Genomic DNA, 14234 nt, shown 5'->3' on the forward strand with positions numbered 1-14234 from the left:
GTTGTTACACTAATCTACCCGATCGCAATGGATGACGGTTTACGTTTCGCTATCCGTGAAGGTGGCCGTACTGTTGGTGCTGGTGTTGTAGCTAAAGTTATCGCTTAATAGCGTCTTTAGTTAACACATAAAAAAAGGAAGCTTCGGCTTCCTTTTTTGTTTTTATTGCATTTTGATTCTAACCATGTAAAATCCACCGCCTTGAACAGAACCACTAAATTGAAGAGTTTTTGTTCGCAGGGGTTGATCTATGAAATTAGATCTGTATAATTGCCCTTCGCTGTCCTAGACAGCGTAATATAATGTTTAATCATTTGGATTATTCATTTTCATAATTGACTCCGATTGGGAGTCTACGGTTAAATCATCTCGCTCTGCTTTTCCATTGGGAAGAAGCTAGAGGGTGATTTTTTATGTGTGCATTTTAGGAGCTCTGGTCAATGCAGAACCAAAGAATCCGTATCCGCTTGAAAGGATTTGATCATCGTTTGATCGATCAATCAACAGCGGAAATCGTTGAAACTGCTAAGCGTACAGGCGCACAGGTTCGTGGTCCAATTCCACTTCCTACGCGTAAAGAACGTTATACCATTTTGACTTCTCCGCACGTCAACAAAGACGCACGTGATCAGTACGAAATTCGTACTCACAAGCGCTTAGTTGACATCGTAGAGCCAACTGAAAAGACTGTAGACGCATTAATGCGTTTAGATCTTGCCGCTGGTGTCGACGTTCAGATTAGCTTAGGTTAATTGAGATCCTTAGAAGAGGTTTGAAAGATGGCTATCGGTCTTATTGGTCGTAAAGTGGGTATGACTCGCATCTTCACAGAAGATGGTGCTTCAATCCCTGTAACAGTAATTGAAATTGCTGGTAACCGCGTAACTCAAGTGAAAACTTTAGAAAACGACGGATACCGTGCTCTTCAAGTAACTACTGGTACCAAAAAAGCCAACCGCATCACTAAGCCAGAAGCAGGCCATTTTGCTAAGAGCGGCGTAGAAGCCGGTCGAGGTTTATGGGAATTGCGTTTGGCAGATGGTGAAGGTGAAGGCATTGAAGTTGGTGCTGAACTTAACGTTGATATCTTTGCAGATACAGCGAAAGTTGATGTTACTGGTCAATCTAAAGGTAAGGGCTTCCAAGGCGGTATTAAACGCTGGAACTTCCACGCTCAAGATATGACACATGGTAACTCTTTGGCTCATAGATCTAATGGTTCTATTGGTCAAAACCAGACACCTGGTCGCGTTTTCAAAGGTAAGAAAATGTCTGGCCACATGGGTGCCGAGCAAGTAACTACTCAAAATCTAGACGTTGTACGTGTAGATGCAGAGCGTAACTTGTTATTGGTAAAAGGTGCTGTTCCTGGCGCTACCAATGGTGACTTGATTATCAAGCCAGCCGTTAAAGCATAGGTCTGAGGAGATAGTAATGGAATTGGTATTGAAAGACGCGCAAAGCGCTCTTGAAGTTTCCGAAACTACCTTCGGCCGTGACTTTAACGAGGCATTGGTCCATCAGGTAGTTGTAGCTTACGCTGCAAACGCGCGTCAGGGCACTCGTGCTCAACAGACTCGTGCGGAAGTAACTGGCTCAGGCAAAAAGCCTTGGCGTCAGAAAGGCACAGGCCGAGCTCGTGCCGGTAGTGTTAAAGGCCCGATCTGGCGTGGCGGTGGCGTAACATTCGCTGCTAAAACACAAGATCACAGCCAAAAAGTTAACAAAAAGATGTACCGTGGTGCTCTAAAAAGCATTCTTTCTGAATTGGTACGTCAAGAGCGTTTAGTCGTTGTTGAATCTTTTAGTGTTGAAGCTCCTAAAACTAAAGAGCTGAAAGCTAAGTTAAAAGAAATGCAACTAGAAGACGTTCTAATTGTTACTGCAGATGTTGATGAGAATTTATTCTTAGCAGCACGCAACTTATACAAGGTTGACGTACGTGACGTAGCGGGTCTAGACCCAGTTAGTCTAATCGCGTTCAACACTGTTCTTGTTACTGCTGATGCAGTGAAGCAAATCGAGGAGATGCTAGCATGATCACCGAAGAACGTTTGCTAAAAGTTATCTTAGCGCCACATGTATCTGAAAAGAGCACTGTATTAGCTGAGAAAAACAACACTGTAGTTTTCCGCGTAGCAATCGATGCGACTAAAGCAGAGATTAAAGCTGCTGTAGCGAAACTTTTCGAAGTTGAAGTTGATAGTGTTCGCACTTTGGTAAACAAAGGCAAAACTAAACGTACCGGTGGCCGTGTAGGTCGTCGTAGCGATTGGAAAAAAGCCTATGTAACTTTAGCTGCTGGTGCTGACATCGATTTCGTCGGTGGCGCTGAGTAAGCAAAGGAGAATTATCATGGCAGTTATTAAGTGTAAGCCAACCTCTCCAGGTCGTCGCCACGTTGTTAAAGTGGTGAACAGCGACTTGCATAAAGGGAAACCTTTTGCAGGCCTGTTGGCTAAGAAATCTAAAAGTGGTGGCCGTAACAATACGGGTCGCATCACTGTTCGTCACGTTGGTGGTGGACACAAGCAGCATTATCGTATTATTGATTTCAAACGCAATAAAGACGGTATCCCTGCGAAAATTGAACGTCTGGAATATGATCCAAACCGTACAGCTAACATTGCGTTAGTATTGTACGCAGACGGTGAGCGTCGCTACATTCTTGCCGCTAAAGGCATGAAAGCTGGTGATGCAATCCAATCTGGTGTGGATGCAGACATCAAAACCGGTAACGCAATGCCGCTTCGCAACATCCCAGTGGGTAGTGTTGTGCACGCAGTAGAAATGAAACCTGGTAAAGGTGCTCAAATCGCGCGTTCAGCTGGTGCTTATGTTCAAGTTGTTGCTCGTGATAACCAATATGCAACTTTACGTCTTCGCTCTGGCGAAATGCGCAAAGTGCCTGTTGATTGTCGTGCAACATTCGGTGAAGTTGGAAATGCCGAGCACATGCTACGCCAGTTAGGTAAAGCAGGTGCTAAACGCTGGAGAGGCGTACGCCCTACAGTGCGTGGTGTTGCAATGAACCCGGTAGACCATCCACACGGTGGTGGTGAAGGCCGTACTTCTGGTGGTCGTCATCCAGTAAGTCCATGGGGTGTGCCAACTAAGGGTTATAAAACTCGTAGTAATAAGCTCACCGACAAGTACATTGTACGTCGTCGTAACAAATAGTAAGAGGATTCGCCCATGCCACGTTCTCTCAAGAAAGGTCCTTTCATTGACCTGCACTTGCTGAAGAAGGTAGAGAAAGCGATGGAAGCGGGAGATAAAAAACCAATTAAGACTTGGTCTCGCCGCTCAATGATCATCCCAAATATGATTGGGTTGACCATCGCTGTCCATAATGGTCGTCAGCACGTACCTGTGTTCGTAACTGACGAAATGATCGGTCATAAGCTTGGTGAATTTTCACCAACTCGCACTTATCGCGGCCATGCTGCAGATAAGAAAGCGAAGAAGCGTTAATACGGGAGACATAAGATGGAAGTTTTAGCTAAACATCGTTACGCCCGTACGTCTGCGCAGAAGGCCCGTCTAGTTGCTGATCAAATTCGCGGGTTGCCTGTATCTAAGGCGCTTGAGATTTTGACCTTCAGCCCTAAGAAAGCCGCCGTACTGGTTAAGAAAGTACTAGACTCAGCTATCGCAAACGCCGAACACAACGAAGGTGCAGATATCGATGAGCTTAAAGTTGGCCAAGTCTTTGTTGACGAAGCACCAACTATGAAGCGCATCATGCCTCGTGCCAAAGGCCGCGCTGATCGTATCATGAAGCGTACCAGCCACATTACTGTGGTTGTATCAGATCGCTAGGAGAAGAGAGCAATGGGACAGAAAGTACATCCTAATGGTATCCGTCTGGGTATCACGAAGCCTTGGATCTCTACTTGGTACGCCGATAAGTCAGATTATGCGAATAATCTGAACAGCGACTGGGAAGTTCGTCAATATCTTACAGAGAAATTGAAGGCTGCATCAGTATCTAAAATCGTTATCGAGCGTCCTGCGAAGAGCATCCGCGTTACTATTCACACTGCCCGTCCAGGCGTTGTGATTGGTAAGAAAGGTGAAGACGTTGAAGTATTACGTGCACATGTATCTAAAATTACAGGCACTACTGCTCAAATCAACATCGCTGAGATCCGTAAGCCTGAGTTAGACGCAAAGTTAGTTGCTGACAGTATTGCGCAGCAACTAGAACGTCGTGTTATGTTCCGTCGCGCTATGAAGCGTGCAGTTCAAAACGCAATGCGCATTGGTGCTCAAGGTATCAAAGTTGAAGTGAGCGGCCGTCTAGGCGGAGCTGAAATCGCACGTTCTGAGTGGTATCGTGAAGGTCGTGTACCTTTGCATACTCTACGTGCTGATATCGACTATTCTACAGCTGAAAGTCACACCCAATACGGTGTGATTGGCGTTAAAGTTTGGATCTTCAAAGGCGAAGTTCTAGACGGTAACGTTGTCGCGTTAGAAGAGCCGAAGCAGCAGTCTAAGCGCAAGCCTCGTGCTAAATAGGAGAAACTTTAATGCTGCAACCTAAACGTATGAAGTTTCGCAAGATGTTCAAAGGCCGTAACCGCGGTCTAGCGAACGGTACTGAAGTTAGCTTTGGTACTTTCGGTTTGAAAGCTGTCGGCCGTGGTCGTTTAACAGCTCGTCAAATCGAATCTGCACGTCGTGCCATGACACGTCACATTAAACGTCAAGGACAAATTTGGATTCGAGTTTTCCCTGACAAGCCAATTACCTCTAAGCCTCTTGAAGTGCGTATGGGTAAAGGTAAGGGTAACGTTGAATACTGGGTATGTCAGATTCAACCTGGTAAGGTTCTTTATGAGATGAATGGTGTATCTGAAGAGTTAGCGCGTGAAGCGTTTGCTTTAGCTTCTGCCAAGCTTCCTATTAAGACTACCTTCGTAACTAAGACGGTGATGTAATGAAAGCGAGCGAACTAAGAGAAAAGAGCGTTGAAGAACTTAACGCTGAATTACTTGGTCTGCTGCGTGAGCAGTTTAACCTGCGTATGCAACACGCTACTGGTCAGTTGACTCAAACGAATCAATTGAAATTAGTGCGTCGTAACATTGCACGTGTTAAGACCATTATTACTTCTAAGGCAGGTGCGTAATGTCTGATAAAATCCGTACTTTGCAAGGTCGAGTTCTTAGCAACAAAATGGACAAGTCTATTACTGTTGCTATTGCACGCCAAGTGAAACATCCTATTTATGGGAAGTACATTAAGCGTACAACTAAGATCCATGCACATGACGAAACCAATCAGTGTAATGAAGGTGACGTAGTGACTATTAGTCAGTGTCGTCCTCTTTCTAAGACTAAGTCTTGGACACTTGTTGAAGTAGTAACAAAAGCCTAGTAATCATTAGGTTATAGTAAACGGCTCCAATGCTTGGGGCCGTTTGTTTTTTTATACTATGCAACCCAATATTTTGGTGTTATACTTGCGCCCCATTTTTGAACAAATTGCATTCAATGCTAATGAGTAATTAGCAAGGTATGAATTGTTCAAGAAGTGGACAAATATGATCCCAATTTCGGGGTTTTGTAGTAACGATAGCGGAGCACTTAAAATGATCCAAATGCAATCGACTCTAGACGTCGCGTGTAACAGTGGCGCTCGTAGAGTTCAGTGTATTAAGGTCTTGGGTGGCTCTCATCGTCGTTATGCCGGTATCGGCGACGTCATCAAGGTTTCTGTTAAAGAAGCTATTCCTCGCGCTAAAGCGAAGAAAGGTGATGTATATAACGCGGTGGTAGTCCGTACTAAGAAAGGCGTACGTCGTCCAGATGGTTCTGTCATTCGCTTCGATCGGAATGCAGCAGTTTTGCTTAACGCAAACCTTGCACCGATTGGTACTCGTATTTTTGGACCAGTGACACGTGAATTGCGCAACGAGCAGTTTATGAAAATCGTCTCTCTGGCACCAGAAGTACTGTAAGGAGCTTCAAAATGGCAGCTAAAATCCGTCGTGAAGACGAAGTAATTGTATTAGCAGGTAAAGACAAGGGTAAACGAGCAAAAGTTTCTCAAGTCCTACCTACTGGTAAGTTGATTGTTGAAGGCATTAATCTTGTTAAAAAACACCAAAAGCCAAACCCACAATTGGGCGTAACTGGTGGTGTAATCGAGAAAGAAGCAGCGATACAAGCATCAAACGTAGCGATCTTTAACCAAGCCACAGGCAAGGCAGATCGTGTTGGTTTCCGATTCGAAGACGGCAAAAAAGTCCGTTTCTTTAAATCGAATAGTGAACTCATTAAGTAAACGGAGTAAACGATGGCGAAACTGCATGATAAATATCAAGAGACTGTTATTGCAGAACTTTCTAAAAAGTTCGAATATACCAGTGTCATGCAAGTCCCTCGGATTGAAAAAATCACCCTTAACATGGGTGTAGGCGAAGCCGTTGCAGACAAAAAAGTTATGGAGCATGCGCTCCGTGATATGACTGCAATCGCTGGCCAAAAACCAGTTGTAACTGTTGCACGTAAATCAGTTGCTGGTTTTAAAATCCGTGAAGGCTACCCTATTGGCTGTAAAGTTACCCTACGCGGTGAGCGTATGTGGGAATTTTTAGAGCGTTTAGTTGACATTGCAATCCCACGTATTCGTGACTTCCGTGGCCTAAGCGCAAAAGCGTTTGACGGTCGTGGTAACTACGCAATGGGTGTGCGTGAGCAAATCATCTTCCCAGAAATCGATTACGATAAAATCGATAAGATTCGTGGTATGGATATTGTTATCACTACTACTGCGAAGAATGATGAAGAAGGTCGTGCTTTGTTAGACGCATTTAACTTCCCATTCAAGAAATAAGGGTAGCATAATGGCAAAATCATCTATGAAAGCACGTGAAGCAAAGCGTGCACAGCTCGTAGCTAAATATGCTGAAAAGCGTTTAGCACTTAAGGCTATTATCAGCGCACCTGCGACTTCTGACGAAGACCGTTGGGAAGCTGTTCTTAAGTTACAAGCTCTACCTCGTGATTCTAGCGCTGCGCGTCAACGCAACCGTTGTAATCAAACTGGTCGCCCACATGGTTTCTTACGTAAATTCGGCCTTAGCCGTATTAAATTACGTGAAGCTACTATGCGTGGTGAAGTTCCTGGTCTACGTAAGGCCAGCTGGTAAGCACTTGTCACGGAGTAAGCTAATATGAGCATGCAAGATCCTATTGCGGATATGTTAACACGTATTCGTAACGGCCAAGCTGCTAACAAAGTATCAGTAAAGATGCCTTCAGCTAAGTTAAAAGTAGCAATTGCGAAATTACTTAAAGATGAAGGTTACATTACTGACTACGCCGTAGCAGAAGAAGCCAAGCCTGAATTAGAAATCACTTTAAAGTATTTCCAAGGCAAACCAGTCGTTGAGACTATCCAGCGCGTAAGTCGTCCTGGTCTTCGTATTTACAAAGGTAAAAACGAACTTCCAAAGGTGATGGGCGGTCTGGGTGTCGCAATTGTGTCCACTTCTAAAGGCTTGATGACCGATCGTGCTGCCCGCCTAACAGGCATGGGTGGCGAGGTTATCTGCTACGTAGCGTAAGGAGCTAGGTATGTCACGTGTAGCAAAAGCACCAGTGTCTATTCCTGCCGGCGTAGAGGTGACCTTAAACGAACAAACTATCACCGTAAAAGGTACTAAAGGTAGTTTGACTCGAGAAATCAACAAAGCGGTAAGTGTTGTTCTAGACAACGGCGTACTAAGTTTTGGTCCAGTTGAAGGCGTTGCTAACGCTTGGGCTCAAGCTGGTACAGCTCGTGCACTAGTAAACAACATGGTTGTTGGTGTTTCTGAAGGATTTGTTAAAAAATTAAAGTTAATTGGTGTTGGTTACCGTGCGAAAGCAGCTGGTTCAAACCTAGATCTAACTTTAGGTTTCTCACATCCATTGGTTCACAAACTTCCCGCAGGTGTTACTGCAGAGTGTCCTAGCCAAACTGACATCGTCCTTTCGGGCGTTGATAAACAGTTAGTTGGTCAGGTTGCTGCTGAGATTCGTGGCTATCGTCCACCAGAGCCTTATAAAGGCAAAGGTGTTCGTTATGCAGACGAGCAAGTACGCCGTAAAGAGGCTAAGAAGAAGTAGGTAACGCGATATGGATAAGAAAACATCTCGCTTACGTCGCGCTCTGCGTGCTCGTAAGAAGATCCAAGAGCTGGGCGTGAACCGTCTGGTTGTACATCGTACACCGCGTCACATTTATGCTCAGGTGATTAATCCTGAAGCTCAGGTGTTGGCAGTTGCTTCAACCGTTGAAAAAGCGGTTAAAGAACTACTAAAGAGTACCGGTAACGTAGACGCAGCTAAAGCAGTGGGTAAAACTGTTGCAGAGCGTGCGATCGAAAAAGGTGTAACTTCGGTTGCATTCGACCGTTCTGGTTTCAAGTATCACGGTCGCGTAGCAGCATTAGCTGACGCAGCTCGTGAAGCTGGCCTGAAATTCTAAGGGGTTATAAAAATGGCTAAATTAGAAGCTCAGCAGAAAGACGATTTGCAAGAGAAATTGATTGCAGTTAATCGTGTTTCTAAAGTAGTTAAAGGTGGTCGTATCTTTAGCTTCACCGCACTAACAGTGGTAGGTGATGGTAACGGTAAGATTGGCTATGGCTATGGTAAAGCGCGCGAAGTTCCAGCTGCTATTCAAAAAGCAATGGAAAAAGCCCGTCGTAACATGGTAACCGTGGAGTTGAACGCAGGTACACTGCATCACCCAGTTAAAGGTCGCCATACTGGTTCGCGTGTTTACATGCAACCAGCATCGGAAGGTACCGGTATTATTGCCGGTGGCGCAATGCGTGCCGTATTGGAAGTAGCAGGCGTTCATAACGTTCTGTCAAAAGCATACGGTTCTACTAACCCGATCAACATCGTTCGAGCTACTGTCGATGCGTTGGTGCACATGAAGTCACCAGCACAAGTTGCAGCTAAGCGCGGCTTGAATGTTGATGAAATTCGAGGTTAATGCACCATGGCTACTAAAACGTTTAAAGTAACACAGACAAAGAGTGCGATTGGTCGTTTGCCAAAGCACCGTGCCTGTTTATTAGGTTTAGGCCTAAGACGTATTGGCCACACCGTTGAAGTTGAAGATACTCCTTCAGTTCGCGGTATGGTTAATAAAGTTTACTACATGGTTAAGGTGGAGGATTAATAATGCGTTTAAATACTCTATCTCCAGCAGCAGGATCTAAGTCTGCTCCTAAGCGTGTAGGTCGTGGTATTGGTTCTGGTTTAGGTAAAACCGCAGGTCGTGGTCATAAGGGACAAAAGTCTCGTTCTGGCGGCGGTGTGCGTATCGGTTTTGAGGGTGGTCAAATGCCTCTTAAAATTCGTTTACCTAAATTCGGTTTTACCTCGCGCAAAGCTTTGGTCTCAGCTGAAGTTCGTTTACTCGAACTAGCAAAAGTTAACGGTGATGTTATCGACCTTAACGCACTGAAAGATGCGAACGTAATTACTCGCAACATACAGTTTGCGAAAATCGTTCTTTCAGGTACCATTGAACGCCCAGTGACCGTTAAAGGTCTGAAGGTAACCAAAGGTGCACGTGCAGCTATTGAAGCTGCCGGCGGCAAGATCGAGGAATAATACGTCGATGGCAAAACCAGGACTTGATTTAAAAAGCGCGAAAGGCGGTTTATCTGAATTGAAAACCCGTCTCCTGTTCGTGATTGGTGCGATTATCGTCTTTAGAGCCGGTTCGTTTGTACCAATTCCTGGTATTGACGCAGCTGTGTTAGCAGATCTGTTTGCTCAACAAAAAGATACCATCCTTGGCATGTTTAACATGTTCTCGGGTGGTGCTTTAGAGCGTGCCTCTATCTTTGCATTAGGTATCATGCCGTATATTTCGGCATCGATTATCATGCAATTATTGACTGTTGTTCATCCTGCTCTTGCTGAATTGAAAAAAGAAGGCGAGTCAGGAAGAAAGAAAATCAGTCAGTACACTAGATACGGAACGTTAGTGTTGGGTACGCTTCAATCGATTGGTATTGCAACAGGTTTGCCAAGCCTAGTACCTGGCCTTGTGGTCAATGTAGGTTTTGGTTTTTACTTTGTTGCAGTTGTGAGTCTAGTGACAGGAACAATGTTCCTAATGTGGCTAGGTGAGCAAATTACTGAACGTGGTATTGGTAATGGTATCTCGATATTAATTTTCGCAGGTATTGTTGCTGGTTTACCGTCTGCTATCGGCCAAACGGCTGAACAGGCTCGTCAAGGTGATTTGAATGTACTGGTTCTGTTGCTATTAGCAGTAATCGTATTTGCAGTTACTTATTTAGTTGTATTTGTAGAACGTGGTCAACGTCGTATCGTCGTTAACTACGCTAAGCGTCAACAAGGCCGTAAGGTTTTCGCAGCGCAAAGCACACATTTACCTCTTAAAGTGAACATGGCAGGTGTGATTCCGCCAATTTTTGCATCCAGCATTATTTTGTTCCCAGGCACACTGGCTCAGTGGTTTGGTGCAAATGAGTCCATGTCATGGTTAAGCGATTTCGCTTTAGCTGTGTCACCTGGACAACCGCTGTATTCATTATTGTATGCAACAGCTATCGTTTTCTTCTGTTTCTTCTATACTGCGTTGGTGTTTAACCCACGTGAGACAGCTGATAACTTGAAGAAAAGTGGTGCGTTCATTCCTGGGATTCGTCCTGGAGAACAGACTTCGCGTTACATTGATAAAGTAATGACTCGTTTGACCCTTGCGGGTGCGATTTATATTACCTTTATCTGTTTAATTCCGGAGTTCATGTTAATTGCGTGGAAAGTACAGTTCTATTTTGGCGGTACTTCACTACTAATTATTGTAGTCGTAATCATGGACTTCATGGCTCAGGTTCAGACCCATATGATGTCTCATCAGTATGAGTCTGTGATGAAGAAAGCTAACCTAGTAAACAAAGCGAATTTAGATCGCTTTGGTCGCTAATAGCTTTTAACGGAGTGATGAAATGAAAGTTCGAGCTTCCGTGAAGAAGATCTGCCGTAATTGCAAGATCGTCAAGCGTAGTGGCGTTGTACGTGTGATTTGTGTTGAACCAAAACACAAACAGCGTCAAGGCTAAAAAAAGATATTTGCTCAGTTCTAAATAGAACTGAGCAAATAATGTTTGCAAATTTGTTGGCTGTCGAGTATCCTTTCGGGCTTTTCGCAGTCGACCTTTAACATATTAAGGAGTGCATAGTGGCCCGTATCGCTGGCATTAACATTCCTGATCAAAAGCACACAGTCATTGCATTGACTGCAATTTTTGGTATTGGACGTACGCGCGCTAGAGAAATCTGCGCAGCTACTTCAATTGCTGAAGATGCTAAGATCAAGGAATTGAGCGAAGCTCAAATAGATATTCTACGCGAAGAAGTTGCCAAATACTCAGTAGAGGGTGACTTACGTCGTGAGATTTCAATGAACATCAAGCGTCTTATGGATCTTGGTTGTTATCGTGGTCTCCGCCATCGCCGTAGCCTGCCTCTTCGTGGGCAACGTACTAAGACCAATGCGCGTACGCGTAAAGGTCCACGTAAACCAATTAGAAAGTAACGGGAAGGTAAACCAAAATGGCTAAAGTTCCGTCACGTTCTCCGCGTAAGCGCGTACGTAAACAGGTTGCAGATGGTATGGCTCATATCCATGCATCTTTCAACAACACAATTGTCACCATTACAGATCGTCAAGGTAATGCGTTGTCTTGGGCTACCTCTGGCGGTTCAGGTTTTCGTGGTTCACGTAAATCTACACCGTTCGCTGCGCAGGTTGCTGCTGAGCGTGCAGGTATTGCTGCACAAGATTACGGTGTTAAAAACCTTGAAGTTTTCGTAAAGGGTCCAGGTCCAGGTCGTGAGTCAGCCATTCGTGCGCTGAACGCTGTTGGTTATAAAATCACCAACATTACCGATGTGACACCTATCCCTCATAATGGCTGTCGCCCACCTAAAAAGCGTCGTGTATAACACGTCGTATATAGGATAGTTGGAGAAAGATCATGGCAAGATACTTGGGTCCTAAGCTCAAGCTCAGCCGCAGAGAAGGTACAGACCTTTTCCTAAAAAGCGGTGTGAGAGCAATCGATTCGAAGTGTAAGCTTGAAGCTGCACCTGGTCAACATGGCGCACGTAAGCCACGTTTATCAGAGTACGGTTTACAGCTACGCGAGAAACAAAAAGTTCGTCGTATGTACGGTGTGCTAGAAAAGCAATTCCGTAACTACTACAAAGAAGCTGCACGTCTAAAAGGCAACACTGGTGAAAACCTACTTGCTCTTTTAGAAACCCGTTTAGATAACGTTGTTTATCGTATGGGTTTTGGTGCGACTCGTGCTGAATCACGTCAATTAGTAAGCCACAAATCAATCGTGGTTAACGGTCGTGTTGTTAACATTCCGTCATTCAAAGTGTCTGCGAATGATGTTGTAAGCATCCGTGAAAAGTCACGTACTCAAGCTCGTATTAAAGCGGCTTTAGAAGTGGCTGGTCAACGTGAGAAGCCTACATGGGTTGAAGTCGACAGCGCGAAAATGGAAGGTGCTTTCAAGCGTCTACCAGAACGTAGCGATTTGTCTGCGGAAATTAACGAACAGCTGATCGTCGAGCTTTACTCTAAGTAAAGCTAACAAACAAGAGAGGACACAATGCAGGGTTCTGTTACAGAATTTCTAAAACCGCGTCTCGTTGACATAGAGCAGGTTAACCCAACTCGTGCCAAGGTTACGCTAGAACCACTAGAACGTGGTTTTGGTCACACATTAGGCAACGCTTTGCGTCGTATCTTATTGTCGTCTATGCCTGGCTGTGCCGTAACTGAAGTCGAAATCGACGGCGTGTTACATGAGTACAGTAGCAAAGAAGGCGTACAAGAAGATATCCTTGAGATATTGCTTAACCTTAAAGGTTTAGCGGTAAACATTGAGGGTAAGGATGAAGCTTTACTTACTTTAAGTAAGTCAGGCACAGGCCCTGTTACAGCAGCAGATATCACACATGATGGTGATGTTACCATTATGAATCCTGATCATGTTATCTGTCATTTGACTGGTAACAATGATATCAGCATGCGTATCCGTGTTGAGCGTGGTCGTGGTTATGTTCCAGCTTCGGCTCGTGCACAAACCGAAGACGATGATCGCCCAATTGGTCGCTTGTTGGTTGATGCTTCATTCTCACCTGTTGCTCGCATTGCATATAATGTTGAAGCAGCACGTGTAGAGCAACGTACTGATTTAGATAAACTCGTTATCGATATGACCACTAATGGTACTATTGATCCTGAGGAAGCAATTCGTCGTTCTGCAACAATTTTAGCTGAACAGCTAGATGCGTTCGTAGACCTTCGTGATGTGACTGAACAGACTGTTGTAGAAGAGAAACCGGAGTTTGATCCGATTCTGTTGCGTCCTGTCGACGATTTAGAGCTAACTGTACGTTCAGCCAACTGTTTGAAGGCTGAAGCGATTCATTACATCGGAGATCTAGTACAACGCACTGAAGTTGAGTTGCTCAAGACTCCTAATTTAGGTAAGAAGTCTCTTACTGAAATTAAGGATGTATTAGCGTCTCGCGGATTGTCTTTAGGTATGCGTCTAGAAAACTGGCCTCCAGCTAGTTTAGCAGACGACCTATAAGTCCCAGTTTAGTTAGTACAGATTAAAGATTATAAGGATTAGGTCATGCGCCATCGTAAGAGTGGTCGTCAACTAAACCGCAACAGCAGTCATCGTCAAGCTATGTTCCGTAACATGGCATGCTCACTAGTTAGTCATGAGTTAATCAAGACTACAGTAGCTAAAGCGAAAGAACTGCGCCGCGTAGTTGAGCCTCTAATAACACTTGCTAAAGTTGACAGCGTTGCAAATCGCCGTTTAGCTTTTGCTCGTACCCGCGACGCTGAAGTTGTAGGTAAGTTATTTACTGAATTGGGTCCACGCTTCCAGGAACGTCCTGGTGGTTACACTCGTATTCTTAAGTGTGGTCTACGTACCGGTGATAAAGCCCCAATGGCTTACATCGAGTTAGTAGGTCGCCCTGAAGCTGCTGAAGCTGTTGAAGTAGAAGCTGCAGAGTAATTTATTACTCATTTAAAAAAACCGAGCCTAGCTCGGTTTTTTTATGTCTATTTTTCGTGAAATTTTAACTTAAATCATCTTTACTAATTAATTTCTCTTAGTATTTTACTCTGGCTTACCTGGCTTACCT

At 44.5% G+C, this 14234-nt stretch carries 29 protein-coding genes; all 29 read left to right on the plus strand.

Translation table 11 applies throughout. The annotated features are described in order from the left end of the window. The coding region (locus tag BCU91_RS04130) for a hypothetical protein (RefSeq protein ID WP_198590414.1) at nucleotides 1–108 on the plus strand (108 nt) is incomplete at its 5' end. A gap of 332 nt (nucleotides 109–440) precedes the next feature. Then, the gene (gene rpsJ / locus BCU91_RS04135; protein WP_055026509.1) at nucleotides 441–752 is read left to right on the plus strand and encodes a 30S ribosomal protein S10; all 312 of its coding nucleotides are present in this window, start codon (nucleotides 441–443) and stop codon (nucleotides 750–752) included. 27 nt (nucleotides 753–779) lie between these two features. Then, on the plus strand, nucleotides 780–1418 hold the full coding sequence (rplC, locus tag BCU91_RS04140; RefSeq protein WP_076543232.1) for a 50S ribosomal protein L3: 639 nt from the start codon (nucleotides 780–782) through the stop codon (nucleotides 1416–1418). A gap of 16 nt (nucleotides 1419–1434) precedes the next feature. Further along, nucleotides 1435–2040 (plus strand): 50S ribosomal protein L4, encoded by a 606-nt coding sequence (rplD, locus tag BCU91_RS04145; RefSeq protein ID WP_076543231.1) that lies wholly within the window; start codon nucleotides 1435–1437, stop codon nucleotides 2038–2040. Then, nucleotides 2037–2339, plus strand: coding sequence for a 50S ribosomal protein L23 (gene rplW, locus BCU91_RS04150; protein ID WP_076543230.1), 303 nt, complete (start codon nucleotides 2037–2039; stop codon nucleotides 2337–2339). The genes rplD and rplW overlap by 4 nt, the downstream gene beginning before the upstream one ends. A gap of 16 nt (nucleotides 2340–2355) precedes the next feature. Then, nucleotides 2356–3180, plus strand: coding sequence for a 50S ribosomal protein L2 (gene rplB / locus BCU91_RS04155; protein WP_102440086.1), 825 nt, complete (start codon nucleotides 2356–2358; stop codon nucleotides 3178–3180). Nucleotides 3181–3195: 15 nt separating this feature from the next. After that, entirely contained in the window at nucleotides 3196–3474 is a 279-nt protein-coding gene (gene rpsS, locus BCU91_RS04160) for a 30S ribosomal protein S19 (RefSeq protein WP_006083596.1), read from the plus strand. A gap of 15 nt (nucleotides 3475–3489) precedes the next feature. Beyond that, nucleotides 3490–3822 (plus strand): 50S ribosomal protein L22, encoded by a 333-nt coding sequence (gene rplV / locus BCU91_RS04165; protein WP_102440087.1) that lies wholly within the window; start codon nucleotides 3490–3492, stop codon nucleotides 3820–3822. Nucleotides 3823–3834: 12 nt separating this feature from the next. Then, the gene (gene rpsC / locus BCU91_RS04170) at nucleotides 3835–4524 is read left to right on the plus strand and encodes a 30S ribosomal protein S3 (protein WP_102440088.1); all 690 of its coding nucleotides are present in this window, start codon (nucleotides 3835–3837) and stop codon (nucleotides 4522–4524) included. A gap of 11 nt (nucleotides 4525–4535) precedes the next feature. Continuing rightward, nucleotides 4536–4946: a 50S ribosomal protein L16 gene (gene rplP, locus BCU91_RS04175; RefSeq protein WP_055026502.1), complete on the plus strand. Its 411-nt coding sequence runs from the start codon at nucleotides 4536–4538 to the stop codon at nucleotides 4944–4946. Continuing rightward, nucleotides 4946–5137, plus strand: a complete 192-nt coding sequence (rpmC, locus tag BCU91_RS04180) for a 50S ribosomal protein L29 (protein WP_006083592.1) — start codon at nucleotides 4946–4948, stop codon at nucleotides 5135–5137. The genes rplP and rpmC overlap by 1 nt, the downstream gene beginning before the upstream one ends. Further along, the gene (rpsQ, locus tag BCU91_RS04185; protein ID WP_055026501.1) at nucleotides 5137–5385 is read left to right on the plus strand and encodes a 30S ribosomal protein S17; all 249 of its coding nucleotides are present in this window, start codon (nucleotides 5137–5139) and stop codon (nucleotides 5383–5385) included. The genes rpmC and rpsQ overlap by 1 nt, the downstream gene beginning before the upstream one ends. Nucleotides 5386–5599: 214 nt before the next feature. After that, complete coding sequence (rplN, locus tag BCU91_RS04190) at nucleotides 5600–5968, plus strand: 50S ribosomal protein L14 (protein ID WP_076543234.1); 369 nt, start codon at nucleotides 5600–5602, stop codon at nucleotides 5966–5968. Between the two features lie 11 nt (nucleotides 5969–5979). Then, the gene (gene rplX, locus BCU91_RS04195) at nucleotides 5980–6294 is read left to right on the plus strand and encodes a 50S ribosomal protein L24 (RefSeq protein WP_102440089.1); all 315 of its coding nucleotides are present in this window, start codon (nucleotides 5980–5982) and stop codon (nucleotides 6292–6294) included. A 12-nt stretch (nucleotides 6295–6306) separates the two neighbouring features. Beyond that, nucleotides 6307–6846 carry a 50S ribosomal protein L5 gene (rplE, locus tag BCU91_RS04200; protein ID WP_076543225.1) on the plus strand — a complete coding sequence of 180 codons (540 nt, stop codon included), beginning with the start codon at nucleotides 6307–6309 and terminating at the stop codon, nucleotides 6844–6846. 10 nt (nucleotides 6847–6856) lie between these two features. Continuing rightward, complete coding sequence (gene rpsN / locus BCU91_RS04205; RefSeq protein ID WP_076543224.1) at nucleotides 6857–7162, plus strand: 30S ribosomal protein S14; 306 nt, start codon at nucleotides 6857–6859, stop codon at nucleotides 7160–7162. Nucleotides 7163–7186: 24 nt separating this feature from the next. Next, nucleotides 7187–7579 (plus strand): 30S ribosomal protein S8, encoded by a 393-nt coding sequence (gene rpsH, locus BCU91_RS04210; protein WP_076543223.1) that lies wholly within the window; start codon nucleotides 7187–7189, stop codon nucleotides 7577–7579. 10 nt (nucleotides 7580–7589) lie between these two features. Further along, nucleotides 7590–8123 carry a 50S ribosomal protein L6 gene (gene rplF / locus BCU91_RS04215; protein WP_076543222.1) on the plus strand — a complete coding sequence of 178 codons (534 nt, stop codon included), beginning with the start codon at nucleotides 7590–7592 and terminating at the stop codon, nucleotides 8121–8123. Nucleotides 8124–8133: 10 nt separating this feature from the next. Further along, on the plus strand, nucleotides 8134–8484 hold the full coding sequence (gene rplR / locus BCU91_RS04220; RefSeq protein ID WP_076543221.1) for a 50S ribosomal protein L18: 351 nt from the start codon (nucleotides 8134–8136) through the stop codon (nucleotides 8482–8484). Nucleotides 8485–8496: 12 nt separating this feature from the next. Then, on the plus strand, nucleotides 8497–9000 hold the full coding sequence (gene rpsE / locus BCU91_RS04225) for a 30S ribosomal protein S5 (RefSeq protein WP_076543220.1): 504 nt from the start codon (nucleotides 8497–8499) through the stop codon (nucleotides 8998–9000). A gap of 6 nt (nucleotides 9001–9006) precedes the next feature. Beyond that, nucleotides 9007–9189: a 50S ribosomal protein L30 gene (gene rpmD / locus BCU91_RS04230; RefSeq protein WP_076543219.1), complete on the plus strand. Its 183-nt coding sequence runs from the start codon at nucleotides 9007–9009 to the stop codon at nucleotides 9187–9189. A gap of 2 nt (nucleotides 9190–9191) precedes the next feature. After that, nucleotides 9192–9626 (plus strand): 50S ribosomal protein L15, encoded by a 435-nt coding sequence (gene rplO, locus BCU91_RS04235; protein WP_055026491.1) that lies wholly within the window; start codon nucleotides 9192–9194, stop codon nucleotides 9624–9626. A 7-nt stretch (nucleotides 9627–9633) separates the two neighbouring features. Then, entirely contained in the window at nucleotides 9634–10974 is a 1341-nt protein-coding gene (gene secY / locus BCU91_RS04240; protein ID WP_076543218.1) for a preprotein translocase subunit SecY, read from the plus strand. 22 nt (nucleotides 10975–10996) lie between these two features. After that, entirely contained in the window at nucleotides 10997–11110 is a 114-nt protein-coding gene (rpmJ, locus tag BCU91_RS04245) for a 50S ribosomal protein L36 (RefSeq protein ID WP_006083579.1), read from the plus strand. 119 nt (nucleotides 11111–11229) lie between these two features. Then, on the plus strand, nucleotides 11230–11586 hold the full coding sequence (rpsM, locus tag BCU91_RS04250; RefSeq protein WP_076543217.1) for a 30S ribosomal protein S13: 357 nt from the start codon (nucleotides 11230–11232) through the stop codon (nucleotides 11584–11586). A gap of 17 nt (nucleotides 11587–11603) precedes the next feature. Further along, nucleotides 11604–11996: a 30S ribosomal protein S11 gene (rpsK, locus tag BCU91_RS04255; RefSeq protein ID WP_011635661.1), complete on the plus strand. Its 393-nt coding sequence runs from the start codon at nucleotides 11604–11606 to the stop codon at nucleotides 11994–11996. A gap of 32 nt (nucleotides 11997–12028) precedes the next feature. Next, the gene (gene rpsD / locus BCU91_RS04260; protein ID WP_102440090.1) at nucleotides 12029–12649 is read left to right on the plus strand and encodes a 30S ribosomal protein S4; all 621 of its coding nucleotides are present in this window, start codon (nucleotides 12029–12031) and stop codon (nucleotides 12647–12649) included. Nucleotides 12650–12673: 24 nt separating this feature from the next. Further along, nucleotides 12674–13663 (plus strand): DNA-directed RNA polymerase subunit alpha, encoded by a 990-nt coding sequence (rpoA, locus tag BCU91_RS04265; protein WP_076543215.1) that lies wholly within the window; start codon nucleotides 12674–12676, stop codon nucleotides 13661–13663. Nucleotides 13664–13708: 45 nt separating this feature from the next. Further along, nucleotides 13709–14104, plus strand: a complete 396-nt coding sequence (gene rplQ, locus BCU91_RS04270; protein WP_076543214.1) for a 50S ribosomal protein L17 — start codon at nucleotides 13709–13711, stop codon at nucleotides 14102–14104. Nucleotides 14105–14234: the final 130 nt, after the last annotated feature.

It is taken from the genome of Shewanella sp. 10N.286.52.B9, from assembly GCF_002873635.1.
GTDB lineage: Bacteria > Pseudomonadota > Gammaproteobacteria > Enterobacterales > Shewanellaceae > Shewanella.